Origin of the sequence: Sphaerospermopsis sp. FACHB-1194, assembly GCF_014696235.1 — a bacterium.
GTDB lineage: Bacteria > Cyanobacteriota > Cyanobacteriia > Cyanobacteriales > Nostocaceae > Sphaerospermopsis > Sphaerospermopsis kisseleviana.
The window spans coordinates 1-24,570 of the sequence record NZ_JACJPU010000010.1; the positions used below are offsets into that span (position 1 = coordinate 1).

23 protein-coding genes and 2 pseudogenes are annotated in these 24,570 nt (G+C 39.3%); 13 read left to right on the forward strand and 12 right to left on the reverse strand.

The genetic code is table 11. The annotated features are described in order from the left end of the window. Together H6F45_RS08190 and psbC are read left to right on the forward strand one after the other, a co-directional pair. A pseudogene (locus H6F45_RS08190) lies at nucleotides 1-173 on the forward strand (photosystem II D2 protein (photosystem q(a) protein)); the annotation flags it as partial. Then, nucleotides 157-1,542 (forward strand): photosystem II reaction center protein CP43, encoded by a 1,386-nt coding sequence (gene psbC, locus H6F45_RS08195; protein WP_096566293.1) that lies wholly within the window; start codon nucleotides 157-159, stop codon nucleotides 1,540-1,542. The pseudogene H6F45_RS08190 and the gene psbC, both read left to right, overlap by 17 nt. A 455-nt stretch (nucleotides 1,543-1,997) precedes the next feature. On the opposite strand, the gene H6F45_RS08200 is transcribed toward psbC, so the two are convergent. Next, the gene (locus tag H6F45_RS08200; RefSeq protein WP_190346926.1) at nucleotides 1,998-2,156 is read right to left on the reverse strand and encodes a hypothetical protein; all 159 of its coding nucleotides are present in this window, start codon (nucleotides 2,154-2,156) and stop codon (nucleotides 1,998-2,000) included. Between the two features lie 19 nt (nucleotides 2,157-2,175). Between H6F45_RS08200 and H6F45_RS08205 the strand changes: the two genes are divergently transcribed. Further along, a complete protein-coding gene (locus tag H6F45_RS08205; RefSeq protein ID WP_190346927.1) occupies nucleotides 2,176-2,625 on the forward strand; it encodes a hypothetical protein in 450 nt (149 codons plus the stop codon). Between the two features lie 520 nt (nucleotides 2,626-3,145). Here H6F45_RS08205 and H6F45_RS08210 read toward each other — a convergent pair. The 4 genes from H6F45_RS08210 to fabI form a co-directional block, all read right to left on the reverse strand. Next, nucleotides 3,146-4,576 (reverse strand): polysaccharide biosynthesis/export family protein, encoded by a 1,431-nt coding sequence (locus tag H6F45_RS08210; protein WP_190346928.1) that lies wholly within the window; start codon nucleotides 4,574-4,576, stop codon nucleotides 3,146-3,148. Nucleotides 4,577-5,015: 439 nt separating this feature from the next. Next, nucleotides 5,016-5,990, reverse strand: coding sequence for an ABC transporter ATP-binding protein (locus tag H6F45_RS08215; RefSeq protein ID WP_137668132.1), 975 nt, complete (start codon nucleotides 5,988-5,990; stop codon nucleotides 5,016-5,018). A gap of 131 nt (nucleotides 5,991-6,121) precedes the next feature. Then, the gene (hisB, locus tag H6F45_RS08220) at nucleotides 6,122-6,718 is read right to left on the reverse strand and encodes an imidazoleglycerol-phosphate dehydratase HisB (RefSeq protein WP_187041235.1); all 597 of its coding nucleotides are present in this window, start codon (nucleotides 6,716-6,718) and stop codon (nucleotides 6,122-6,124) included. Nucleotides 6,719-6,804: 86 nt separating this feature from the next. Continuing rightward, entirely contained in the window at nucleotides 6,805-7,581 is a 777-nt protein-coding gene (fabI, locus tag H6F45_RS08225; RefSeq protein ID WP_096566303.1) for an enoyl-ACP reductase FabI, read from the reverse strand. A 515-nt stretch (nucleotides 7,582-8,096) separates the two neighbouring features. On the opposite strand from fabI, the gene ntcA reads away from it, so the two are divergent. Together ntcA and H6F45_RS08235 are read left to right on the forward strand one after the other, a co-directional pair. After that, on the forward strand, nucleotides 8,097-8,768 hold the full coding sequence (gene ntcA, locus H6F45_RS08230; RefSeq protein ID WP_096566305.1) for a global nitrogen regulator NtcA: 672 nt from the start codon (nucleotides 8,097-8,099) through the stop codon (nucleotides 8,766-8,768). 179 nt (nucleotides 8,769-8,947) lie between these two features. Beyond that, nucleotides 8,948-10,438 carry a DUF3084 domain-containing protein gene (locus H6F45_RS08235; protein WP_096566307.1) on the forward strand — a complete coding sequence of 497 codons (1,491 nt, stop codon included), beginning with the start codon at nucleotides 8,948-8,950 and terminating at the stop codon, nucleotides 10,436-10,438. Here H6F45_RS08235 and H6F45_RS08240 read toward each other — a convergent pair. Continuing rightward, nucleotides 10,337-10,597: a hypothetical protein gene (locus tag H6F45_RS08240; protein ID WP_190346929.1), complete on the reverse strand. Its 261-nt coding sequence runs from the start codon at nucleotides 10,595-10,597 to the stop codon at nucleotides 10,337-10,339. The genes H6F45_RS08235 and H6F45_RS08240 overlap by 102 nt on opposite strands. A gap of 83 nt (nucleotides 10,598-10,680) precedes the next feature. Between H6F45_RS08240 and H6F45_RS08245 the strand changes: the two genes are divergently transcribed. Next, entirely contained in the window at nucleotides 10,681-11,118 is a 438-nt protein-coding gene (locus H6F45_RS08245; RefSeq protein WP_190346930.1) for a pre-16S rRNA-processing nuclease YqgF, read from the forward strand. Nucleotides 11,119-11,142: 24 nt separating this feature from the next. Here the strand turns inward: H6F45_RS08245 and H6F45_RS08250 are convergent, their stop codons facing one another. Further along, nucleotides 11,143-11,406, reverse strand: a complete 264-nt coding sequence (locus H6F45_RS08250; protein ID WP_096566311.1) for a DUF3146 family protein — start codon at nucleotides 11,404-11,406, stop codon at nucleotides 11,143-11,145. A gap of 55 nt (nucleotides 11,407-11,461) precedes the next feature. Here H6F45_RS08250 and H6F45_RS08255 point away from each other — a divergent pair, with 55 nt between their 5' ends. Next, nucleotides 11,462-11,674, forward strand: coding sequence for a hypothetical protein (locus H6F45_RS08255; RefSeq protein ID WP_190346972.1), 213 nt, complete (start codon nucleotides 11,462-11,464; stop codon nucleotides 11,672-11,674). A 98-nt stretch (nucleotides 11,675-11,772) separates the two neighbouring features. Here H6F45_RS08255 and H6F45_RS08260 read toward each other — a convergent pair whose 3' ends face one another. Further along, on the reverse strand, nucleotides 11,773-13,929 hold the full coding sequence (locus H6F45_RS08260; protein WP_096566315.1) for a polyribonucleotide nucleotidyltransferase: 2,157 nt from the start codon (nucleotides 13,927-13,929) through the stop codon (nucleotides 11,773-11,775). A 399-nt stretch (nucleotides 13,930-14,328) separates the two neighbouring features. On the opposite strand from H6F45_RS08260, the gene H6F45_RS08265 reads away from it, so the two are divergent. From H6F45_RS08265 to H6F45_RS08280, 4 genes and pseudogenes are all read left to right on the forward strand, one after another. Next, the gene (locus tag H6F45_RS08265; RefSeq protein WP_137668443.1) at nucleotides 14,329-17,574 is read left to right on the forward strand and encodes a DEAD/DEAH box helicase; all 3,246 of its coding nucleotides are present in this window, start codon (nucleotides 14,329-14,331) and stop codon (nucleotides 17,572-17,574) included. Between the two features lie 101 nt (nucleotides 17,575-17,675). Continuing rightward, nucleotides 17,676-18,041 (forward strand): DUF4351 domain-containing protein, encoded by a 366-nt coding sequence (locus H6F45_RS08270; RefSeq protein WP_242052571.1) that lies wholly within the window; start codon nucleotides 17,676-17,678, stop codon nucleotides 18,039-18,041. A 132-nt stretch (nucleotides 18,042-18,173) separates the two neighbouring features. Further along, complete coding sequence (locus tag H6F45_RS08275; RefSeq protein ID WP_137668445.1) at nucleotides 18,174-19,019, forward strand: SWIM zinc finger family protein; 846 nt, start codon at nucleotides 18,174-18,176, stop codon at nucleotides 19,017-19,019. Nucleotides 19,020-19,076: 57 nt separating this feature from the next. Then, nucleotides 19,077-19,592 (forward strand): annotated as a pseudogene (locus tag H6F45_RS08280) (RidA family protein); the annotation flags it as partial. Nucleotides 19,593-19,683: 91 nt separating this feature from the next. Here the strand turns inward: H6F45_RS08280 and H6F45_RS08285 are convergent. The 4 genes from H6F45_RS08285 to htpG form a co-directional block, all read right to left on the reverse strand. Further along, a complete protein-coding gene (locus H6F45_RS08285; RefSeq protein ID WP_190346931.1) occupies nucleotides 19,684-20,436 on the reverse strand; it encodes a Uma2 family endonuclease in 753 nt (250 codons plus the stop codon). Between the two features lie 117 nt (nucleotides 20,437-20,553). Beyond that, nucleotides 20,554-20,931, reverse strand: a complete 378-nt coding sequence (locus H6F45_RS08290; RefSeq protein WP_137668447.1) for a type II toxin-antitoxin system VapC family toxin — start codon at nucleotides 20,929-20,931, stop codon at nucleotides 20,554-20,556. Continuing rightward, entirely contained in the window at nucleotides 20,921-21,211 is a 291-nt protein-coding gene (locus H6F45_RS08295; RefSeq protein ID WP_137668448.1) for a hypothetical protein, read from the reverse strand. The genes H6F45_RS08290 and H6F45_RS08295 overlap by 11 nt, the downstream gene beginning before the upstream one ends. Before the next feature lie 353 nt (nucleotides 21,212-21,564). Further along, nucleotides 21,565-23,532 carry a molecular chaperone HtpG gene (gene htpG / locus H6F45_RS08300; protein ID WP_190346932.1) on the reverse strand — a complete coding sequence of 656 codons (1,968 nt, stop codon included), beginning with the start codon at nucleotides 23,530-23,532 and terminating at the stop codon, nucleotides 21,565-21,567. A gap of 437 nt (nucleotides 23,533-23,969) precedes the next feature. On the opposite strand from htpG, the gene H6F45_RS08305 reads away from it, so the two are divergent. Continuing rightward, on the forward strand, nucleotides 23,970-24,200 hold the full coding sequence (locus tag H6F45_RS08305) for an addiction module protein (protein ID WP_190346933.1): 231 nt from the start codon (nucleotides 23,970-23,972) through the stop codon (nucleotides 24,198-24,200). After that, the gene (locus H6F45_RS08310) at nucleotides 24,197-24,484 is read left to right on the forward strand and encodes a type II toxin-antitoxin system RelE/ParE family toxin (protein WP_190346934.1); all 288 of its coding nucleotides are present in this window, start codon (nucleotides 24,197-24,199) and stop codon (nucleotides 24,482-24,484) included. The genes H6F45_RS08305 and H6F45_RS08310 overlap by 4 nt, the downstream gene beginning before the upstream one ends. Nucleotides 24,485-24,570: the final 86 nt, after the last annotated feature.

Sequence of the window (24,570 nt, forward strand, 5' to 3'; positions counted from 1 at the left end):
ATGACTTCGTTTCCCAAGAATTACGGGCAGCAGAAGACCCAGAATTTGAAACCTTCTATACCAAAAACATTTTGTTGAACGAGGGTATCCGTGCTTGGATGGCTCCTCAAGACCAACCCCACGAACAGTTCGTATTCCCAGAGGAGGTACTACCACGTGGTAACGCTCTCTAATAGATCAGTTATAGCCGGTGGCCGTGACCAAGAATCAAGCGGTTTTGCTTGGTGGTCTGGTAACGCTCGTTTAATCAACCTATCTGGTAAACTGCTGGGCGCTCACGTTGCTCACGCTGGTTTGATTGTATTCTGGGCTGGAGCAATGACATTATTTGAAGTTGCTCACTTTATCCCAGAAAAGCCCATGTATGAACAGGGCTTAATTCTTCTCCCTCACGTTGCCACATTAGGTTGGGGCGTTGGTGCTGGTGGTGAAGTTATCGACACTTTCCCCTACTTTGTTGTAGGTGTACTGCACCTAATTTCTTCCGCTGTTCTCGGTTTTGGCGGTATCTACCACGCTGTACGTGGTCCTGAAACCTTAGAAGAATATTCTTCTTTCTTTGGTTATGACTGGAAAGACAAGAACAAGATGACCAACATCATCGGCTTCCACCTGATCATCTTAGGATGCGGTGCGTTGCTGTTGGTACTGAAGGCTATGTTCTTCGGTGGTGTCTATGACACCTGGGCTCCCGGTGGTGGTGACGTGCGTGTAATCACTAACCCCACCCTCAACCCTGCTATCATCTTTGGTTATCTCATTAAAGCTCCCTTTGGTGGCGAAGGCTGGATTATCAGCGTTGATAACATGGAAGATGTTATCGGCGGTCACATCTGGATTGCTTTAATTTGTATTTCCGGTGGTATTTGGCACATCTTCACCAAGCCTTTTGCTTGGGCGCGTCGTGCTTTTATCTGGTCTGGTGAAGCTTACCTATCCTACAGCTTAGGTGCTTTGTCCATGATGGGCTTTATCGCTTCCGTCATGGTTTGGTATAACAACACCGTTTACCCCAGCGAATTCTTTGGTCCTACTGGTCCTGAAGCTTCTCAAGCACAAGCTTTAACCTTCTTGATTCGTGACCAACGCTTAGGTGCTAACGTTGGTTCTGCTCAAGGTCCTACTGGTCTTGGTAAATACTTGATGCGTTCTCCTACCGGTGAAATCATCTTCGGTGGTGAAACCATGCGTTTCTGGGATTTCCGTGGTCCTTGGTTAGAGCCTCTCCGTGGTCCTAACGGTCTTGACTTAGAAAAAATCAAGAATGATATTCAGCCTTGGCAAGCTCGTCGTGCTGCTGAATACATGACACACGCTCCTCTGGGTTCTTTGAACTCTGTAGGTGGTGTGGCTACTGAAATCAACTCCTTCAACTATGTATCTCCTCGTGCATGGTTGGCTACTTCTCACTTTGTCTTAGGTTTCTTCTTCCTTATCGGTCACTTGTGGCACGCAGGACGCGCTCGTGCTGCTGCTGGTGGTTTTGAGAGAGGTATTGACCGTGAGAACGAACCAGCGTACTACATGAAGGATCTTGACTAGGTTTTTCTAGTTTTCTTTCATCACTGACAATCAATTAATTTTCTTGCTCTTGCTGTCAAGCGAGAGCTTTTTTTTCGTCTGTTTGAAAATTATACACATTAAAATTTACATTAAATTTGTTACGTCTTTTATGCTGTGCTTGATATATAGTGTTCCGATTTGATTTATAAATTTTCCGTGGAGGCGGGGAATAGGGAATAGGGAATAGGGAATAGGGTTTGAGATGATTTGGGTGTACGGAGTTTTTTCAAAAATCAAATAGTAGTCCTATAGCTGTACACAATACGGTTAGGACATAAACTAAATCTCAAACTTAGACAATCAAAGGCTTTTAACATTGCTACATCAATAACACCAGAAACAAGTGAGACTCGTCCTCAACCTGGTACTTTTTCTTACGATGCTGTAGATTTACTTGCCAAAAGACCATTAGATTTAAACAAGTTCTGCAAAGATTACCCTTTAAATTCTCGCTGCGCTAATCGTCCTGATCCATCAACACAACCGTCACAAGAAGCTAAACCTACTGAGGAAACTAGTAAAACTCCTGCAAAAACCAGCGGTTGGGCAATCACCCCTGAAATTAGTACACTAGGTGTTGGTGCAACAGTCACCAAATCCATAACACCTAATATGAATGCTAAACTTGGAATTACTGGTTTAGGTATCAGCGCAGATATTGAAGAATCTGATATCAGTTATGATGCTAAACTTAACTTATTCAATGTTTCTACTTTAGTTGACTACCATCCTTGGCAAAAGTCCGGTTTTCGTTTAACTGGAGGGCTGGTGTTTCAAGACAATAATATCGAAGGAACTGGTAAAGCCACCAATGGTGGTACAACAATTAACATAAATGGAATAGACTATTCCATTAATCCTGGTGACACAGTGAAAGCCAAGATTTCCCTACCCAATAGCGTAGCACCATATCTAGGTATTGGTTGGGGTAATGCTGTGAAATCTGGTAACCGCTGGGGTTTCTCCGCTAATTTGGGTGTGATGTTTGCTGGCTCACCAAAAGTAGAGTTAACAGCACCTGATTATATTCCCGCAGGTGATGTAGAGCAAGTCCTAAGTTGACAATTTCATAGACAAAACTATACTTATATTGACAAAAATCAATATATTTTTAGGAAAAAATCAACTACTTGATATATAATACAGTGATATCAAGTATTGAATTGAGACTATTGCCGACGCGAAAACCAAGCAATGATGGTGGTAGTCTTTTTCAGAAACTTAATTGGAACACAATCGCGTCTGGCTAAGGCGTGAAAGTCTACTGAGGGATAACTGCTCCCATGCTCCCGTTGAAGTAGAAAGTAAAGTCTAGTTTTGTCTAGGTTTTATATAGCAGGCAGAAAGGAAACAATTGGAAGACGATTTGGACTGGTTGAATATTTACCCTGTTCTTTCTCTCGGAGTGTCTTACCAATTTTAGAGGTTGTTTGAAAACTTTTTCGTGTGGGATTTGACACCCACAGATCCCCCTAAATCCCCCTTAAAAAGGGGGACTTTGAGGAATTTAGCCCCCTTTCTGGGTGCATTAGTATTATTTCTTGGAACTACTACTTTGCAATCTCAAATCATTAACAGTATTTTAGAGTCCAAAAAACCTGAGAACACTAAAGATAAGACCCAAAGGACCTGCTACAGTACCTACTGTATCACCAGCCTTGGCAACACCAGAACGGTTGACTACCACAACATCATTATTACGAAGTATGGGATTGGTTTCCTCGTTAATGCCTTTGGAGAAATCTATTTTTACTACCCGTTTAGTAACAGTACCATTGGGATTGAGACGAATCAAATCTACAGCACCACTACTAGCCCTAGCATCATTAAAGCCACCAGCAGCCAGTAAAGCCTGATTTAAAGAGCTATTCGGCTGTAAATTTGTTAATCCAGGTTTTTTCACTTCTCCGACTACCCCTACTTGAATAGTTGCCGGTGATAAAGTAGTAGTAGCTAATTGTATTGCTTCCGCTGGGTTAATCTCAGTGGCTGTGGGAACAACAATTGTATCTCCATCTTGCAACACCACATCTTGATTTAGATCCCCAGTTTGCAATAATTCCCAGAGATTGAGATTTAATGTTTGTTCTGAGCCAATTCTAGTAGGACGGCGGATTTTAATACTCCGCACATCCGCTTGTGATGTAATTCCTCCAGCTAGTTGAATTGCTCGCATGACAGTTGGTAAGCCTGTTCCTGGCGCTCCACCATCATTTCCACCACCACCACCTGGTGTTACTAAATAAGAACCGGGACGGTACACTTGACCTGTAATAGCTACTGTGCGGGGTGCAGTTTGACTAGCCGCATAATTGGCTGCAAATAAATTCCGAGCTTCAGCAACGTTGAAATCTGTGGCGGTGGGTACAACTATGGTGTCTCCATCCCGTAAGGTGATATCTTGGGGTATTCTGCCTGTTTGGGTGATTTCTTTGAGGTTGAGAGCAATAACCTGTTCACCAGAACGTCCAATTTTACGGCGTAATTGTACTTTAGTCACATCTGCTGCTAATGTTACCCCTTGGGCTGTGCTAAGTGCTGCTAATATTGTGGGATATTGTAAACCGGGATTATCGCCGCCGCTGCCCTGTAAACTGAGAGTGTAAGCTCCTGGTCGTGTTACCTCTCCAGCTACAAAAATGTTAATGGGACGAGGTGATAATAAATTAACTGAAATTAGCGGACGTTTGAGAAAGCGAGCATATCTTCTAGATATTTCGTCTGCTGCCTGTTCCGTTGTTAATCCGAGAACGGATATACTACCAATTAGAGGTAGGTTAATTGAACCACCAGGGGGTACTTGATATTCACCCGTATATTCAGGTACTTCAAATATGTTGACACGAATGCGATCGCCTCCACCTAATAAGTAGTCTGTAGATATGTTGGAGGTTTGTGATGCTGTTCTTTGTTGCGCTAGGCTAACGGATGGTAAAGCAAGATTGACACTCGTTAACAAAACTACAGCTGTAGTTGAATGGGTTAAAAATTTCCACAAATGTATATTAAGCATATTTACTGGAGAATTTGAGACTACCATCTGTAAATTTCTAAACATTTTTAACGTTGACTATAGTTAATTATTCAAGTTCCCTATCATCCTTATTTTCCTAATTAACTATGGTTTTCAGGATATAATCTGAATCCTATATTCTGAATTTTTATTTAACTTAATTTAAATTAAAAATCGGACAGATCATCTAATTGTTAACGATTACAGCAAGTTTTTTCAAATTCGTCAATAGTGAAGAATCATATTTTATAGGGTTTAGGGAATAGAAGAAATTTTATTACAAGTTATTACCAGTAATTAGCCCTACATGATTTAAGTTACTTTTCAGTTATAAAAGCAAGTGTTTACACAATGTAGGGATAAGCATTTAGGAAACAGAAAAAGTTCCTGAATCTCGTACAGACGTTCCGTAGGAACGTCTGTACTGAATCCTGAATTATTACTGATTTTGTTTTTGGATCTGTTGGATAAAGAACTCTTCTAAAGATTGACGAGTTAAGTTCATAGTCATAATTTTACCACCCATTAATCGGAGACTGGCTAGAAAATCATAGTAATCTGCTTGTAAAATACCGTGCCAAGTACCATCAGGTTCAAATTGCAAATCAAGTATTCTTTTATTCAGAACTTCTGTATCGCCTCCTTGACCTTTAACATGATATGTATTCTCTGTACCTAAAAGTTCATTGAGAGAACCAGCACAAATTAATTCTCCTTTAGCCAGGATAGCAATGCGATCGCAAATTTGTTCTACTTCACTCAAAACATGACTGTTGAAAAATATTGTCTTTCCAGCTTTTTTGAGTGAGAGAATAATTTCTCGCATTTGGTAACGTCCCAAGGGATCAAGTCCAGACATAGGCTCATCTAAAAATACCAATTCTGGATCATTAATTAATGCCTGAGCCATACCAACTCGCTGAAGCATGCCTTTAGAATAACGTCGCATTAGCTTTTTACGAGCATCAGTTTGTGACAAACCGACTAATTTTAACAGTTCGGGAATGCGTTGACGTTGCACCTTTTGAGGTATTTGGAATAAACCAGCAGCTAATTCCAAAAATTCCCAGCCGGTGAGATAGTCGTATAAATAGGGATTTTCTGGTAAGTAACCAATACGCTGTTTCACCGAGCGATCGCCAAGTGGCTTACCTAATAATAATCCCCTGCCAGCAGAAGGGCGGATAATTCCCAATAAAAGTTTTAACAGAGTGGTTTTACCCGCACCATTAGGGCCCAATAATCCAAAGGTTTCCCCTGGGTAAACTTGTAAAGAACAACTTTTCAAAGATACGACTTTTTGATTCAGCCAAAAACCCGTGCGATAAACTTTTCGCAACTCAGAAGTCAGAACTACTGGAGGCTGATCTACAGGATTCAGTTGAGGAGCGGATGTGTCTGCAACAGAATTCATCGTGTTTCAATTACCAATTACCGACTGGGTGCGATTGATTACAAGTTAGAAATTAGCACGATAATAAACAAACTATATTGTTGTGTCAATTATCGCCTAGAGAATAGCTTTCTTACACTACCATCAGTAACTTATAGCACACCTTTTGAACTGGGAATAGTCTCAGCACGACGAGGATCAATTTCTACTGCCATCCGCATCGCTCTGGCAAAGGCTTTAAAAGTTGCTTCAATAATATGATGGGAATTAATACCATCAAGTTGGCGAATATGCAAGGTCATTTGACTATGATTCACCAACGCCACAAAAAATTCCCGTACCAGTTGGGTGTCATAAGTTCCCACTCGTTGAGTAGGAATATTTAGACCATAACTGAGATGAGGTCTGCCAGAAAAGTCTAAAGCTACCTGAATCAAAGCTTCATCTAGGGGTGCAAGGAAATTACCAAAGCGGACAATGCCTTTTTTATTACCTAGTGCTTGATGTAAAGCTTGACCCAAAGTAATCCCCACATCTTCATTAGTGTGATGATCATCAATTTCCCAGTCACCTTTAGCTTGAATATCCAAATCAAATAAACCATGAGAGGCGATTTGATGGATCATGTGATCTAAAAAAGGAATGCCAGTATTAGCGTTACAGATGCCCGTACCATCAATGTTTATGGTTACTATTACATCCGTTTCCCCAGTAGTACGTTTAACTGTAGCAATGCGGTTAGTAGTCATTAGTCATTAGTCATTAGTTATTAGTTATTAGTCATTGGTCATTAGTTGTTTTTCCCAATCACCAATCACCAATCACCAGTCACCTATTACATTCCCATCATTTCATATCCTGCATCTACATACAGGATTTGCCCAGTGATGCCGCTGGATAAATCACTACATAAAAAAGCAGCGGTATTACCTACTTCTAATTGTGTAACGGTGCGACGCAGGGGTGCGATTGCCTCAACATGATGAATCATATCTAAAATGCCGCCTACTGCTGAAGATGCCAAAGTGCGGATAGGACCTGCGGAAATACCGTTAACACGAATGTTTTGGGGACCTAGTTCTGCTGCTAAGTAACGAACACTGGCTTCTAACCCAGCTTTGGCTACACCCATGATGTTATAGTTAGGGATAGCTCGCACAGCACCTAAATAGGAGAGAGTAACAATACTACCGCCTTCAGTCATCAAAGGTTTGGCAGCACCGCTTAACTGAATCAGTGAATAAGTGCTAACTTCCAAAGCTTTATTAAAACCGGAACGGGACGTTTTGCTAAAATCTCCGCTTAAATCTTCTTTGTTAGCAAAAGCGAGACAGTGAATGAGGATGTCTAATTTACCCCATTGATCACGGACAGTTTCAAAAGTGGCTTGAATTTGTTCCTCGTTTTCAACGTTACAGGGAAGGAATAAGCTAGGTTGGAGAGGTTCGACTAATTCTGAGACTTTTTTCTCGAATTTGCCTTTTTCATCTGGCAAATAGGTAATGCCCAGGTTAGCACCAGCTTGGTGTAGTTGTTGAGCAATACCCCAGGCAATGGAGCGATTATTGGCAATACCCGTGACTAAGGCGTTTTTACCGGACAGATTCAGCATAGAAATAGTCAATGTGATCAATCATTAGGAGTATAGATAACCATACTAGAATCTGACCCTATTTTTACTTAGTTAGGTAGGGGATTTTCAAAAATATCATTCGTTTGGGTATTGCAGTCCAGAAATTTATGATAAAGCAGATTGCAGATCAATGAGGTACAGGATCTAACGTGAAATATAGACAGAAAGAGAATTTTACTTCTGACTCAAGAGGGCAACCACAGGGTGTTGCCCCTACGAATGACTCCTGACTCCTGCTGTAATTGTTTAAGAACTTATAAAGATATTGCAAATTTTTCTGCAAAAAAACCTCTTTAGTTGAGTTTGAGAAACTACTGATCAACAATTCTTGGCTAAAAATAACAAAAATTGGGTATCATGATCAACAAATAAAGATAAAATGAGAGATTTGAGTATAGGAAAAAACAGAAAGGTTGACGGTGCTTTATTGAATTTTCAGGTGTATTCTTAGGTAATCAGTTTTTGTTTTTCCGGCATTGGGTAGGGGAAGGGAGATGATCGTGACACAAGATAAAGCCCTAGCAAATGTTTTTCGTCAGATGGCAACTGGAGCATTTCCGCCAGTTGTAGAGACGTTTGAACGCAACAAAACGATCTTTTTTCCCGGCGATCCCGCCGAACGAGTTTATTTTCTTCTCAAGGGTGCTGTGAAACTTTCCAGGGTATATGAAGCAGGAGAAGAAATAACGGTAGCACTGCTGCGGGAAAATAGTGTTTTTGGTGTGTTGTCATTGCTAACGGGTAATAAGTCAGATAGGTTCTATCATGCAGTTGCCTTTACGGCGGTAGAATTACTTTCTGCCCCAATTGAACAAGTAGAGCAAGCACTCAAGGAAAATCCAGAATTATCAATGTTAATGCTGCGGGGACTATCTTCGCGGATTCTGCAAACAGAGATGATGATTGAAACCCTTGCTCACCGAGATATGGGTTCTCGGTTGATCAGTTTTTTGTTAATTCTCTGTCGGGATTTTGGTGTACCCTGTGCAGATGGCATTACCATTGATTTGAAGCTATCCCATCAGGCGATCGCTGAAGCAATTGGTTCTACTCGCGTTACTGTCACCAGATTGCTTGGAGATTTACGCGAGAAAAAAATGATCTCCATCCACAAGAAAAAGATTACTGTGCATAAACCTGTCACATTAAGTAAGCAATTTACTTAAAATCTGTTGGGGGGAAAGTTGGTACAAGTTGTATTGAAGTTGTGTTTTGAAAAAAATACCCGCAATCGGAGGAAATTTAAAAATTGACTAAATTCTGCTTTTGCCAATCTTCTTTCCCCCACAGACAATGGTTGAAAGTAGTAGGCTGTATCTGGAAGCATTTCTGGCGGTAGTTGAAGATGGCCACCGGGTACATCCTGATAGCAGCAATTTTAATTCTGGGGGGCGTGATTGCCACTGTGGGCGATCGCATTGGCACTAAAGTGGGCAAGGCACGCCTCTCTTTATTTAATTTGCGTCCTAAAAATACAGCCGTATTAGTAACGATTTTTACGGGTGGTGTAATATCGGCATCGACTTTAGCAATTTTATTTGCTGCTGATGAAGGTTTGCGGAAAGGAGTGTTTGAGTTAGAGGATATTCAAAAAGACCTAAGAAACAAGCGAGAACAATTAAAAATTGCGGAAACCCAAAAAACTGAGGTAGAAAATCAGTTAATTCAAGCTAGGAAAGAACAAGCTCAAGCACAGCAAGATTTACAAAAAATTAATCAGTCTCTAAAAGCGGCAAATGCCAAACAACAGATCACCCAAGCTCAACTCAACCGCACTATTAGCCAACAAGCCAAAACTCAAGCGCAACTTCAAGGCACTCAAAGCCGACTGGGTGAAGTAGTGATTCAGTATAGACAAGCTATAAATGAACTAGACAACCTTTATCAACAGCGTCAAGCATTGCAGACAGCAGTGGAAGAGTTGAGGGCAGAACGTCAGCGACTGTATGCTGAAGCTAAAAAAGCCATTGATGAAGCTAAGACAGCTATCGAAAAACGGGATTTAGAACTTGCTAATCGGCAAGAAATGATTAAACAGCGAGATCAAAAAATCGCTAATTTAGATAAACTTATTCAAAATCGCAACTTAGAAATTAAAAAACGAGAACAAGTAATTGCTACTAGAGAAGCTCGGCTCAAAGAATTAGAAAATCAGCAACAATATTTAGAACAGGAAGTAGCAAGGCTAGAAAAATATTACCAGTCTTATCGTGACCTGCGTTTGGGTAAATTGGCCTTAGTTCGTGGTCAAGTTTTGGCTGCTGATGTAGTTCGTGTCGATAAACCTACTGCTGCTGGTGAAGTAGTAGTCCAAATTTTGCAAGAAGCTAACCGCAATGCCAACATCCAATTAAGTGAACCAGGAACAAATCCGGGAAATGCAGAATTATTGCGTGTTACCCAAGAGAGAGTTGAACAACTTATCAAACAAATTAAAGATGGTAGAGAATATGTAGTGCGAATTTTTTCGGCGGGTAATTATGTCAGAGGAGAAAAACAGATAGAATTTTTTGCTGATGCCATGCCAAATCAACTGGTATTCTCCGCAGGTGAGGTTCTAGCTACAACCTCTGCTGATATGAAAACTATGACATCATATCAATTAAGGCAACGTTTAGACTTGCTGATTTCTGCTTCTCAATTTCGCGCCCGCAATGCTGGTATTGTGGAAGCAGTACAGGTAGATGGAACTTTTTTGCGCTTTTTCTCCCAATTGCAACAATCTGAACAACCTTTAGAAATTAAATCTGTAGCTGCTGAGAATACCTATACAGCAGGACCATTGAGAATCAAACTTGTAGCACTTTTCAATGGACAAATTATTTTTAGCACATGATTGGTGACTGGTGATTGGGGACTGGTGACTGGGGACTGGGGACTGGTGACTGGTGACTGGTGACTGGTGACTGGGGACTGGTGACTGGGGACTGGTGACTGGGGACTGGGGACTGGTGACTGGGAATAATATCAACCATTCCCAATTCCCAATTCCCAATTCCCAATTCCCAATTCCCAATTCCCAATTCCCAATTCCCAATTCCCAATTCCCAATTCCCACTTCCCTATTCCCTGTTCCCTATGACTAACACACAACCTGCAATTTTAGGCTTTGATCCTGGTCGAGATAAATGTGGTGTAGCTGTGATGGGATTGGATCGGCAGTTGTATTATCATCAAGTTGTACCTGCGGTTGAGGCGATCGCCCAAATTTCTTCACTACGGCAAAAATACCCTGTTTCTTTAATTGTCATGGGGGATCAAACCACGGCGAAAAAGTGGAAACAGCAACTGAATCAGGAATTAATTCCCTCTGTAAATATTGTGTTAGTGGATGAGCGTTATACAACTCTGGAAGCACGCGATCGCTATTGGCAGATGTTCCCACCTACAGGACTCACCAAACTTTTACCAAAAGGTTTGCGACAGCCACCACGACCAATAGATGATATTGTAGCCATCCTGTTAATTGAACGCTACCTTAACCGCTTAACTTCCAGCAGTTCTACTGACAACTGACTCCTGACTCTTGACTCCTTCTATTTACAATTCTGCCCGAATAGTAAAAGCATAATCGCCTCCTGGTTCTAATTGGTAATCTTGTTTTTCCAAAAAGCGGCCGAGAGGTTCTTTAATTAACGCGCGACCCTGGGAAGGCTTGACAGAAAGTTCTCCCCGACGGAAATGCCATTGAAAATGCCATTCAAAATCGCCGGCGCTGACATCACCTTCAAGAAAGCCATGTTGCCAAGATTGACGGGTGATTCTGACATGGGCGGTAGTTTCTGGTAGACGTTTAGCACTCACTATGCTGGGTGTCCGATGAGGGATAAAAGCGAACCATGTAGGTTACTTAATTTTTATGTACCAAAAATCTCTGAAATTGACAAATTGGGAATTGGGAATGGGGAATTGGGAATTGGGAATTGGGAATTGGGAATTGGGAATTGGGAATTGGGAATTGGGAATTGGGAATTGGGAATGGGTAATGGTTAATATTATTCCCAATCACCAGTCACCAGTCACCAGTCACCAGTCACCAGCCCCAACAGACATGATATCTATTCAAAAATAATTTAAAAAATCATACAGCGATGCCCGCTGAAATAAGGCATCGCGGATTTTAGATTTGCGATTGATCTCTAATCCAAAATCTAAAATCCTTAATCGTTGTTAACGATTTGTAGCCGCAGCTTCTCGCGCAGCAGCTGCTTGATCAGGGTGTATACCCAAGCGTGTCAGGTTAATTCTACCTTTATTGTCAATTTCGCGCACTTTGACAATCACTTCATCACCAACGGCTACTTCATCTTCCACTTTACCAACACGATAGTCAGCAAGTTGAGAAATGTGAATCATGCCTTCTTTTCCGGGCAAAAATTCCACAAATGCACCAATAGGTATAATCCGTGTTACACGACCTATGTAAACATCCCCTTCATTGAGTTTACGAGTCATGCCTTGAATGATGCTCTTTGCTCTCTTTGCTCTGCCTTCATCGACTGCGGAAATGGTGACTGTACCATTATCTTCAATGTCGATTTTTGCACCAGTTTCTTCGGTAATTCCTTTGATGGTTTTACCACCGGGTCCAATGACCAGACCAATCATTTCTGGATCAATCTTGATCGTCAACAGACGTGGGGCAAAGGGTGAGGTTTCGGTGCGTGGTGTGTCAATAGTCTGGAGCATTTTCTCCAAAATATGTAACCGGGCTGCTTTAGCTTGCTCAACAGCTTGTTTGATCACGTCCAAGGACAAACCGGATATTTTCATATCCATTTGTAAGGCGGTGATGCCTGTATCAGTACCCGCAACTTTGAAGTCCATGTCCCCTAAGAAGTCTTCAATGCCTTGAATATCCGTGAGAACGCGCACTTCGTCGCCTTCTTTAATCAAGCCCATTGCTGCACCGGTGACAGGTTTGATAATAGGTACACCCGCATCCATAAGGGCGAGAGTAGAACCACAGACAGAACCCATTGAGGTAGAACCGTTGGAAGAAAGCACTTCTGATACTACGCGGATGACGTAGGGGAATTGTTCTTTGGGCGGTAGTACGGGTAAAATCGCTCTTTCGGCTAAAGCACCATGACCTATTTCTCGTCTTCCTGGCGCACGCATGGGTTTGGTTTCACCGACGGAGAAGGGTGGGAAATTGTAATGATGCAGGTAACGTTTAGATTGATCTATTTGCAGATCATCATTGAGATTTTGAGCATCTCCTGGTGTACCCAGGGTACAAGCAGATAATACTTGAGTTAGTCCCCGGTTAAATAAACCACTGCCATGTACACGACGGGGTAAAACTCCGACTTGGCAAGATATAGGACGGACTTCATCTAATTTACGACCATCAACGCGCACGTTATCTTCAATGATTTGACGGCGCATAAAATATTTGGTGATATCCTTAAAGGTATTACCAAGGGCTTTGCTATCGGCTGTAGCAGCTACACGAATGGGATCTTCTTCGGGTAAGGCTTCTATTTCCGCTTTGATTTCATCCTTAACTGCATCTAAAGCTGTATCACGCTCGTTTTTGGTTAACTCAAATTGAGCCAAGATTTTTTTAATTTCTGCACTGGCGCGATCGCGGATATAGTTTTCTAATGTTTGATCTACTTCCGGTGGCTCTTCTTGGACGAGTTTTAAACCCAGTTCTTCAACTAAATCTAGCTGTGCTTGGATTAAATCCCGCACTGCTTCGTAACCAAAATCAATGGCCTCGATGATATCTCGCTCTGGTAACTGATTTGCTCCTGCTTCCACCATGATCACACCATCAGGTGAACCAGCAACTACTAAATCCAAATCACCCGCTTCAATTTCCGCATAGGTGGGGTTAATAATGAAATCATCACCTACTAAACCTACCCGCACTGCTGCCATTGGTCCATTAAAAGGAATTTGGGCAATAAGAGTAGCGATAGAAGCGCCAGTTACAGCTAACACATCTGGCGGTACTTGTTCATCCATTGACAAGGTGAAAGCAATAATTTGCAAATCATCCCGTAACCATGAAGGAAACAAAGGACGCAAAGGACGGTCAATCAGACGGCTAGTTAAAATCGCTTTTTCAGGTGGACGACCTTCACGGCGCATAATCCCACCAGGGATTCTTCCTGCTGCATACAGTCTTTCTTCATAATCTACCGTCAGGGGAAGAAAATCAACGCCTTCTCTGGCTTCTGACCTTGTAGCTGTCACTAAAACAGCAGTATCCCCCGATTCTATCAACACCGACCCACCCGCTTGGGGGGCTAACAGTCCTACCTTCAGTCGAATATCCCGTCCATCAAAGGATATTGACTTCTCAAATTCTGCCATTCAGTTTTTTTTCCTTCTATGCACGCTATTCTCTCTCTGTGGCAATCCTAACATTTATGCTATATGGACGGCTTCTTTTAGATATATTAGTTTCATAGACTAGATTCAAGGGGCAGGTGACTGGGGACTGGGGACTGGGGACAGGTGACGGGTGACAGTAAGAAAAAATAGGAGTTAAGGAGTTACATTGAATTGTTGAATAGTCCGATATAAATTCTCAAATATAATTTTTTTTACATAGCAGTATGCACTTGCATGAGATATAAAATTTACACAAAAAATCATACAATACAATACTTCAAGTCTGTTCCCTGTTCCCTGCGATGCACTGAGCTTGTCGAAGTGTTCCCTGTTTCCTATTCCCTATTATTTCCTGAAAACAATTAGCATCTGAGAAATATGGCAATTTTACACGGTATTTGGTTAAATAAAGGGCAAAATTATACTGATAATTGTTTATTTATTTGGGGAGAAACTTGGCGAAGTTCCCAGATTAATCTGGAATCTATTACCGCCGATGAAATCCCACTTAATCCTTTGGCAATGACTCCAACTGAGTTGAGGGAATGGTTAGCAGTCAATAATTTAGAAATTTCTAATTATATTCAAGATATTGCAACATCTCCATCTGCTGTTACTCCAATCAAAGGACGTAAAACAGCACATAAAACAGAAAAGACTTTACCAACATACTCACAAATTATTGCTTTACCAACTAATTTTATAGAAACAGAATCTGCTATTTCTCCCATAAATTCTGCTAGTTTAGAGATTGAGAAAAATTCACAAAAATACTTACAACCTTGGAAAATTGAAGGTTTTTGTCTCCCACCCAGTGCTGCCATTAAATTTCTCTCAAATTTACCCTTGAGTTCAACAGATAATAAAGATGCTTTTTTAGGTGGAGATTTGCGTTTTTGGTTACAAATGGCGCGATGGAGTTTAGATTTAATTGCCCGTTGTAAGTTTTTACCGAATATTATAGAAAATCCAGATAATTCTCTAGTTGGTAAATGGCAGGTACTTTTAGATAGTGCTATAGATGCTACTCGTTTAGAAAAATTTGCGGCGAAAATGCCGTTAGTTTGTCGTACTTATCAACCAGATAGAGAAGATTTTAGCAGTAAATTAATAGTTGATTTACCTGGAGAACCGCAAGGATTAATTTTGGCATTTCTCAACAATATCATAGATGCCCAAATTCGAGAAATGGTTGGTTCTCAATCTCCCATTGATAATAGATTAATGATGTCCTTACCATCTGCGGTACAGCAGTGGTTACAGTCCTTAACGAGTGCATCAAATCAAGGATTAAATCAAATTAATGCTGATGCAATGGGAGTAGAAAGATTAGAATCAGCCCTGAAAGCATGGACTTTACCTTTACAATATCAATTAACAGGAAAAGCTGCATTTAGGACTTGTTTTCAACTCCATCCCCCAGCAGCAGAAACAACAGATTGGAAGTTAGCTTATTTTCTCCAAGCAGCGGATGATTCAGAATTTTTAATAGATGCTAATACTATTTGGAGTCATCCAGTAAAAACATTAGTTTATCAACATCGTCAAATTGAACAACCACAGGAAACATTTTTGCGGGGTTTGGGTTTAGCTTCTCGATTATATCCCGTGATTGCGCCTAGTTTAGAAACAGAATCTCCTGAATTTTGTCACCTCACTCCTATGCAAGCTTATGAATTTATTAAAACTGTAACTTGGAGATTAGAAGATAGCGGCTTAGGGGTAATTTTACCACCAAGTTTAGCAAATCGTGAAGGTTGGGCTAATCGTTTAGGTTTGAAAATTAATGCCGAACCTCCCAAGCAAAAATCAGGACGTTTGGGGTTACAAAGTTTGTTAAACTTTCAATGGCAATTAGCAATTGGTGGACAGACAATTTCTAAAGCTGAGTTTGATAAACTGGTAGCTTTAAATAGTCCTTTAGTAGAAATTAACGGTGAATGGGTAGAACTAAGAAACCAAGATATTAAAACTGCCCAAAACTTTTTTACATCTCGTAAAGAACAGTTATCTTTATCTTTAGAAGATGCTTTAAGAATTAGTACCGGTGATACTCAAGTGATTGAAAAATTACCTGTTGTGAGTTTTGATGCTTCCGGCGCATTGCAAGAATTAGTAGGGACTTTAACTAATAATCAAGATATTCAACCTTTACCAACACCTGACAATTTTCAAGGTAAATTAAGACCTTATCAAGAACGGGGTGCAGCTTGGTTAGCATTTTTAGAAAGATGGGGTTTAGGTGCTTGTTTAGCGGATGATATGGGACTAGGAAAATCGGTACAATTTATTGTTTTTCTCCTGCATCTCAAAGAAAAAGACGCATTAGAAAACCCGACGCTTTTAGTATGTCCCACTTCGGTTTTAGGAAATTGGGCAAAAGAAGTTAAAAAATTTGCCCCTAAATTGAAAGTTTTAGAATATCATGGTGATAAACGCCCCAAAGGTAAAAGTTTTACTGCCACAGTAAATAAATACGATTTAGTAATTACTAGCTATTCATTGGTACAGCGAGATATTAATTTATTAAAAACCATGAATTGGCAAATAGTTGTTTTAGATGAAGCCCAAAATATCAAAAATGCTGATTCTAAACAATCTCAAGCTGTGCGAAAATTGGACACTACATTTAGACTTGCTTTAACCGGAACACCTGTAGAAAATAGATTGCAGGAATTATGGTCTATTTTAGATTTTCTCAACCCTGGATATTTGGGTAATAAACAATTTTTCCAAAGACGTTTTGCCATGCCTATTGAAAAGTATGGTGATACTGCTTCTTTAGGACAATTACGATCTTTGGTGCAGCCTTTCATTTTACGACGTTTGAAAACTGATAAATCAATTATTCAAGACCTGCCAGAAAAGCAAGAAATGACTGTATTTTGTGGTTTAACTGCTGAACAAGGGGAATTATATCAACAGTTGGTAGACGAATCTTTGATGGCAATTGAATCAGCAGCAGGTTTACAACGTCGGGGTATGATTTTAGGTTTGTTGGTGAAACTCAAACAAATTTGTAATCATCCAGCACAATTTTTAAAAGAGTCAAATTTAGCAAAACATCATTCTGCAAAATTACAACGTCTAGAAGAAATGTTAGAAGAAGTTGTGGCAGAAGAAAACCGGGCTTTAATTTTTACTCAGTTTGCCGAATGGGGTAAATTATTAAAACCCTATTTAGAAAAACGTTTAGGCAGGGAAATTTTCTTTTTATATGGTAGCACCAGTAAAAAACAACGAGAAGAAATGATTGATCGTTTTCAACATGATCCCCAAGGACCACCAATTATGATTTTGTCTTTAAAAGCTGGTGGTGTGGGTTTAAATTTAACCAGGGCAAATCATGTATTTCATTTTGATAGATGGTGGAATCCTGCGGTGGAAAATCAAGCTACAGACCGAGTTTTTAGAATTGGACAAACTAAGAATGTACAGGTTCATAAATTTGTGTGTACTGGAACTTTAGAAGAGAAAATTAATGAGATGATTGAAAGTAAGAAACAATTAGCAGAACAGGTGGTTGGTGCTGGTGAAGAATGGTTAACAGAACTTGATACAGATCAATTACGTGATTTATTATTATTGGACAGAAATGCGATAATTGATGAAGATGAGGAATAGGAGTTGTAGGGACAAACCCCCCGTGGCTGCCCGTACAGGAATCAGTTATGTACCTGAAAGATTGAAGGACAAAGAATAAAAAGAAACAGATGTAGATGTAGATGACATTAAACCCTGCCAAAATGCAATTAATATCAGGTTTCATTGACACATACTTGAGATTAAATAAAATAGAAAAAGAGAAATTTCAAACAGAACTAGGTACATTAATAACAGAGGAAAAGGAGGAAGTTATGCAAATTGTTACCAGTTGGATGGAAGAAGGAATTGAAAGAGGTATTGAAAGAGGTATTGAAAGAGAAAAAAATTTAATTTTCCGTCAAATTAATAGAAAATTTGGAGAAATTGATTTAGAGTTAGCAACAAAAATTAGAAGTTTAAACATAGAAATCCTGGAATCTCTGGGAGAGGCAATATTTGATTTAGATACAGTAGCAGATTTGCAACAGTGGTTAGATAATCTTTAATCTCAGGACTTACGCAAAACAGAACGCAAGTATGGGTAATTCATGAATTACCCCTACGTCAGAATCCGGCTTTTAGTCCAATCTTACGTAAGTCCTAAATCTAACATATACTCTGATCCCAACTTTTTAATTATGAGTCAAGAAAATTTACAAGCAAGCAGAGAATGGTGGTCACAAAGATGGCTAGATTTATTGGATTCCTATCGCTTTAAAAAGCGGTTAGAAAGGGCGAGAAATTATTCTCGACAAGGCAATGTTTTGAGTATTGAATTTAAAGGTGCGAAGGTTTTAGCACGGGTTCAAGGTAGTGAAGTAGAACCTTATAAAGTTTCTTTGTTCCTAGATGCTTTTAGTGATGAAGAATGGGGTTATGTGATTGAAACCATGTCCCAAAAGTCAATTTTTGCTGCTAAATTATTAGCGGGAGAAATGCCACAAAATATTGAAGATGTCTTTACAAGTAACGGACTTTCATTATTTCCTTTTACCTTGGGTGATGTTCATAGTAAATGTTCCTGTCCTGATAAAGCAGTACCTTGTAAACATATTGGGGCAGTGTATTATCAATTAGGCGATCGCTTTAGTGAAGATCCTTTTGTTTTATTTCAATTACGAGGACGCACCAGAGAAAAAATTATTAGTGATTTACGAAATTTACGCAGCAGTAAACTTTTAGATCAGTCTGAGGGAACGACTAGCAAACAGGAAAAAGCAGAAATTCAAAAACCAATTTCTGAACATCAATTGTCATTAAAATCAGATAATTTTTGGCAATATAATGAGCCATTAGAATCGTCTTTAGTGGTCATTTCTCCTAGTGTGGGTGAGACGGTGTTAGATGTTTTGGGTAAAATTCCCCTAGCTAAAGATGAGGAAAATTCAGTGAGTTCTTCTGCGGGTGATGTGACAATGAATTATTTACAATCCGTTTATAAAGATGTGAGTCAAAAGGCTTTTTTAGCAGCCATGAACAATTGACAATTGACAATTGATAATTGACAATTGATAATTGATAATTATTTCATTCAAGGTTAAAAACCTTCCATTTTAAGAGGAAATGCGATCATGCCAGATGGAGAAGTTGATACAACAGATGTTGATTTAGACTTCAATAAACCAGATGCACCTTTACCAAAAGAGATAAAAGAGATTAAAATTATGACTCGTGAAGTTATCCGTACCGATAAAGCACCCGCACCCGTTGGACCATATAACCAGGCTATTGTAGCTTCAGGGAAAATGCTGTTTGTCGCTGGCCAAATAGCTATTGATCCCCGTTTGGGTGATGTGGTTTATACTGATGATGTCACCAAACAAACGGAACAGGTGATGAGAAATATTGAAGCTATCCTCACAGAAGCTGGTGCTACTTTTAATGATGTCGTGAAAACAGGTGTATTTTTAGCTGATATGAAAGATTTTGCTGCTGTAAATGCGGTTTATGCAAAGTATTTTTCTGAAGATACCGCCCCTGCGCGTGCTTGTGTGGAGGTTTCCCGTTTACCTAAAGATGTGTTGGTAGAAATTGAATGTATTGCTGTGATTAGTTAACAGATTTTTCTCAAGTATACTATTAGCGGGCAAGATGCCCGCACCACAAGAGTTTTATTTTATAATTTGGTGGGTGTTGGCTACCCTACTTTTAGTTTTCTGGTTCGATACCTGCTGCACGTAGTTGTGCTGCTAGTCTTTCAACACGCTGTTTTTCTTGTTCAGCACGTTGTTTTTCTACTTCTATCTCCTGTCGTTTTTGTTCTACTAATTCGGAACTCCACAATAACAAATTTCCTTGTTCATCCCAAAATCTTAACCATTTAGTGGTGAGATTTTCTCTTGTACCTTCCCAAATACCGAGATAAAGTTTGATTTCTTCTATCCAGTAACGTTGGTTTTGATCAGGTGTTTCTATTTGGTATTGTTCACTATTTTTATCTAAGCGATAAACTTCTAAGTCTCCTCTATCTGGTTCAAAAATAATGTAGTTAGGAACTTTTAAAATTCTTTCATAAAAAAACCATTTTCCAGGCGGATAAGTTGGTTTACTAGAATATTCTGTTCCATCGGTATCAGAAATAAATTCCATGACAATAACCGGAATGTCTCCCTGTAGTTGGGGGGTATAACTACGAAAGATTTCTTGCTTAGTTGTGCGAATTTCGGGGATATAAGCCCAGTCAGGGGCTTTAACGACAATTTTGCCGTTTACTGTGGCACAGATGCCATAATTCGTAGTTATAAGGCAATTGGCAGCAAGTTTACCTGCTAGTTGGAGGCTTTCGGTTAGGGCTGCGGCTTGGGTGGGTTGGTAGATGTTATCCACAGGATCGTCGGGAAGAATGTAATCATCGGGTAATTTTTCCCAAGTGATTTGGTAGTCTTGGGTGGTGATGATCATGGTGGGTTTTCCTGTTTTCAGGTTTATCAATGATTATATAGTAGGAGTCAGGAGTCAGGAGTCAGGAGTCAGGAGTCAGGAGTCAGGAGTCAGGAGAAAGAATTAATTTTGATGGAATTACCAAGTAATTACAGTCAAAATAGGTATTTTTATTAACTCTTGGTCTGCCGTTACCAAACTCGCTGTATTTTGTATTGCTGTTGCTGTAATTACTGCATCAGGTAATTTTAAGCGATATTGCTGACGAATTTTAATAATATTATCAATTAATAACGTATCTTTTGCTGACAAACCAACAACTTCCACACGCTGAATAAACTCTTGAAAAAGCTGATAATCTAATTCACTTAAACCAGAAAATGCCAAAAATTCAATTTGACTAATCACGGAAATTCCTATCCAATCAGCGTTTTGTAATATTTGCAGCAGTTGAGTATTTCCCTGTAACACAGCCACAACCGCATTTGTATCTAACAGATAACTATCACCATTCATCTCTTAAAGACCTTTGCATTTCAACTGCATCTCCTCGCCAATTTAAACGCCCCATTAAATCAGAGAAATCATACTTTTTCGGTTTCTTATCAGTTGAAATAGCTAAACTTTTCACATTCTCACTATCAGAGTTTAAAGCATACTGTTTTTGTAGTAATTCTGTTAAATCTGAAGATAAATCCCCTTTAAGTAAGGACATTGCTACCTGTGCTTGTTCATCTGGTGGTAACTGTTTTACAACTGCAATCAGTTGTTCTAGGGTAATAGGAATAGATATCATTACATCTTGAAATATTGTTTACTTAATTAAATTGTAAAGCTATTTAAAACCATTTTGTTGCAAATCCTGTAAAAAATCCTTAAAAAGAAATCATCCTGTAAGTCCTCAAATCCTGTACTTCGGCTTACTTCGGCTTACTTCGACTGCGCCCTTCGACACCGCCCTTCGACACCGCCCTTCGACACCGCTCAGGACAGGCTCAGGACAGGCTCAGGACAGGCTCAGGACAGGCTCAGGACAGGCTCAGTACAAGTCGCTCAGTAACCAGACATTCTGATTCAGACAATTTCAATTTCCTCTGTCAGCAATAACAAGATAGGGGTTTGGCATTGCTAAACCCCTACATATTGTACCTACTGACTCGCTTTTTCTGTTAACTTAGTCAACACATCATTAGACCTTTCCACAAAAGACTTCATGCCCTCAGCGTCAAAGCCTTTTTGTGACATCAACGCTAAATCATAAACGTGCTGACAAATCATTTTTGTTAACTGCGCTGTGGGTGATTCTCCATCACCTTGAATAATACTTCCTTGGTTCAAGGTTAACAAGTTTTGAATCAAAGGATGGGCGGTATTTACTAACAAAATATGATCTTCAGGAAATTCTGCATTTTGCTGTTGCATCATGGCGTTCATATCTCGCAAACGACGCAAAATTTCTGGTAACAATACCATTGCTGGTGGTGTTCCTTGGGGATTATCTGATTTTAACGCCTCGGTACGAATATTAACTTTTGGTTTGTTGAGTGATTTTTCAAATAATTCTTTGATAATTTCACTCTTGGTTTTGTTGGTTGTGGGGTCTACAATTTCCCCTGATTTATCATCTAATAATGTGTTATCAATGTCAGAGTCTACCCGTGTAAATTTAACGTCCTGATATTCTCTTTCTAGGAAGTTAATAAAGTGGGTATCAATGAAGGAGTCCATAAATAGAACTTCTAAACCTTGGTTTTTGTGAAGTTCTACATAAGTCGCTTGACTCGCTTCATCGGTGCAGTAGAAAACTTTATTTTCGTGGCGTTCTTTGTTGCGTTCTAAATATTCTTTGAGGGTGGTATAAGGTAAGCTGGTGGTGTTTCCTGGGGTGACATCTTGCCAAACATCACTCTCAGAAGATTGTACTTCTACTGCGGGTGTTTCTGTTTTTTCTGCTTCTAATTTGGCAGTGGTGCGGAAAACGATGATGTCTTCAACTTGTTTCTTAAATTTCTCATCGTTGAGAACACCAAATTTAACGAATGTGCCTAAATCTTTCCAGGCGTTGATATATTTTTCTTTGTCGGTGCGATATAATTCTTTCAAGCTATCGCCGACTTTTTTAGCGATGTAATCACCGATTTTTTTAACTGTGCGATCGCCTTGTAATGCACTCCGGGAAACGTTCAAAGGAATATCTGTACTATCAATTACCCCCCGCATAGGTAGTAAAAATTGAGGAATAATTTCATCACAGTTATCACTTACAAAAACCTGATTACAGAATAACTTTGTTTGTCCTTTAGTGACATCCACATCAGGGCGCATTTTCGGGAAATACAAAATCCCGTTCACAATAAAAGGATAATCTGTATTTAGATGCACCCATAACAAAGGTTCTTCTTGGAAAGGATAAAGATAGCGGTAAAATTCCAAATAATCTTCTTTAGTTAAACTGCTAGAAGATTCGCGCCAAGGTGCTTTTTGTTTATTCAAAACTTCCCCATCTAATTTGATGGGAACTGGCATAAAATCACAATAGGTTTTAACTAAATTCTTAATTCTCGCAGGTTCTAAATATTCTTCCTCATCGGGCATTAATGTTAAAGTAATGGTAGTACCGCGAGAGGTGCGAGAAGATTCATCTAATGTAAATTCTGGTGAACCATCACAAGTCCAATGTACTGCTGTTGCACCTTCTTTATAGGATAGAGTGTCAATTTCGACTTTTTTCGCCACCATGAAGGAAGAATAAAAACCTAAACCAAAATGTCCGATAATTGGTTGATCGGCTTTTCCTTCATATTTGTGAATAAATTCTTCCGCACTGGAAAAAGCAACTTGGTTAATATATTTTTTGACTTCCTCTGTGGTCATTCCAATGCCATTATCAGAAATGGAGAGGGTTTTTTTATCTTTATCAATGGCAATGGTAATTTCTGGTTCACTGATATCTCCGTTGTATTCTCCTGCACGGGAAACCATTTTGATTTTTTGGATCGCGTCTACTGCGTTGGATACCAGTTCCCGTAAGAAAATTTGATGATCTGAATAGAGAGATTTTTTGATAATTGGGAAAATATTCTCAGTATGGATACTGATAGTGCCTTGTTCTAACATAGTTATCCGTGTGTTTGATTTACTTGCAGATAATTCTGAGGATCAATTTTCGTCTATATATGTCTTTTTTGAGGTAAGGAATACCTCTAAATAATGATTCGGATTACACTACCATGATAGGGGGATTGGTGACTAGGACTGGTGACTGGGAGGAGAATTGTAGGTAAATAATAGTAACAAAGTTAAGTAAGTGGGCGTTAAAAATTGTCGTTATGACAAGGGAACAGGGAATAGGTTTTTAGATATTTTACTTTTCGTTACATATTTCGGTTTTTTCTGTTCACTTACTTAGTGGATAATTTTAAGTAATCTTGAAGTGCTTATAATGCTTTGCAAAATTCAGAGAACAAGATACTTGACTCATAATTGAAAATCTGTTATAATTATATTCATCAAGAAAGACTATTTTAAAATTAAATGTAATGCAATAAACTATTATGCTATCAGTGGAAGAGTTAATTCAAGAAGCCTTATCTTTACCCAGTGCTACTAGAGTATTTTTAGTAGAAAAGCTAATTGAAAGTTTAGAATCGGATATTGATGGCAACATCCAAAAAATTTGGAATACAGAAGCTAAAAAACGCCGGGATGAAATTCGCAATCGTACAATTGAACCAATTTCAGGAGAGGTAGCTTTAGCGCAAATCAGAAAAATTTTAGAAAAATGAAATATACTTTTCATCCTGCGGCATTGACAGAATATTCAGAAGCCGTTAAATTTTATGCAGAAAATAATATTGAAATAGCACAAAATTTTATCAATGCTGTTGAAGATGCCATTTTTAAAATTATTGAATCCCCACAACGCTATCCAGTCACAGATCAAGATATTCATCGTTGCTTAGTTCGTAAATTTCCTTATGGTATCCTATACACCATAGAAGAAGAATATATTTTAATTGTTGCAATCATGCACTGTAGTCGAAAACCTAAATATTGGCAAGAACGATGAAAATAGATAGAGTCAAGTAAGTGGTTAAGAAGTCTGTTGTCATTCATATTGGATAGGTCTGCATAATTAGGAAAAAAATTTTGAAA

What these genes read in the sequence shown, in the direction of transcription:
- fabI (WP_096566303.1), bottom strand. Translation starts at nt 7,581, where the DNA reads ATGCTGAATCTGTCCGGTAAAAACGCCTTAGTCACGGGTATTGCCAAT.
- H6F45_RS08210 (WP_190346928.1), bottom strand. Translation starts at nt 4,576, where the DNA reads ATGCTTAATATACATTTGTGGAAATTTTTAACCCATTCAACTACAGCT.
- H6F45_RS08265 (WP_137668443.1), top strand. Translation starts at nt 14,329, where the DNA reads ATGGCAATTTTACACGGTATTTGGTTAAATAAAGGGCAAAATTATACT.
- H6F45_RS08215 (WP_137668132.1), bottom strand. Translation starts at nt 5,990, where the DNA reads ATGAATTCTGTTGCAGACACATCCGCTCCTCAACTGAATCCTGTAGAT.
- H6F45_RS08275 (WP_137668445.1), top strand. Translation starts at nt 18,174, where the DNA reads ATGAGTCAAGAAAATTTACAAGCAAGCAGAGAATGGTGGTCACAAAGA.
- H6F45_RS08285 (WP_190346931.1), bottom strand. Translation starts at nt 20,436, where the DNA reads ATGATCATCACCACCCAAGACTACCAAATCACTTGGGAAAAATTACCC.
- htpG (WP_190346932.1), bottom strand. Translation starts at nt 23,532, where the DNA reads ATGTTAGAACAAGGCACTATCAGTATCCATACTGAGAATATTTTCCCA.
- H6F45_RS08235 (WP_096566307.1), top strand. Translation starts at nt 8,948, where the DNA reads ATGGCCACCGGGTACATCCTGATAGCAGCAATTTTAATTCTGGGGGGC.
- H6F45_RS08205 (WP_190346927.1), top strand. Translation starts at nt 2,176, where the DNA reads ATGAATGCTAAACTTGGAATTACTGGTTTAGGTATCAGCGCAGATATT.
- H6F45_RS08260 (WP_096566315.1), bottom strand. Translation starts at nt 13,929, where the DNA reads ATGGCAGAATTTGAGAAGTCAATATCCTTTGATGGACGGGATATTCGA.
- H6F45_RS08255 (WP_190346972.1), top strand. Translation starts at nt 11,462, where the DNA reads ATGTACCAAAAATCTCTGAAATTGACAAATTGGGAATTGGGAATGGGG.
- H6F45_RS08245 (WP_190346930.1), top strand. Translation starts at nt 10,681, where the DNA reads ATGACTAACACACAACCTGCAATTTTAGGCTTTGATCCTGGTCGAGAT.
- ntcA (WP_096566305.1), top strand. Translation starts at nt 8,097, where the DNA reads ATGATCGTGACACAAGATAAAGCCCTAGCAAATGTTTTTCGTCAGATG.
- H6F45_RS08290 (WP_137668447.1), bottom strand. Translation starts at nt 20,931, where the DNA reads ATGAATGGTGATAGTTATCTGTTAGATACAAATGCGGTTGTGGCTGTG.
- H6F45_RS08270 (WP_242052571.1), top strand. Translation starts at nt 17,676, where the DNA reads ATGACATTAAACCCTGCCAAAATGCAATTAATATCAGGTTTCATTGAC.
- H6F45_RS08295 (WP_137668448.1), bottom strand. Translation starts at nt 21,211, where the DNA reads ATGATATCTATTCCTATTACCCTAGAACAACTGATTGCAGTTGTAAAA.
- H6F45_RS08305 (WP_190346933.1), top strand. Translation starts at nt 23,970, where the DNA reads ATGCTATCAGTGGAAGAGTTAATTCAAGAAGCCTTATCTTTACCCAGT.
- H6F45_RS08310 (WP_190346934.1), top strand. Translation starts at nt 24,197, where the DNA reads ATGAAATATACTTTTCATCCTGCGGCATTGACAGAATATTCAGAAGCC.
- hisB (WP_187041235.1), bottom strand. Translation starts at nt 6,718, where the DNA reads ATGACTACTAACCGCATTGCTACAGTTAAACGTACTACTGGGGAAACG.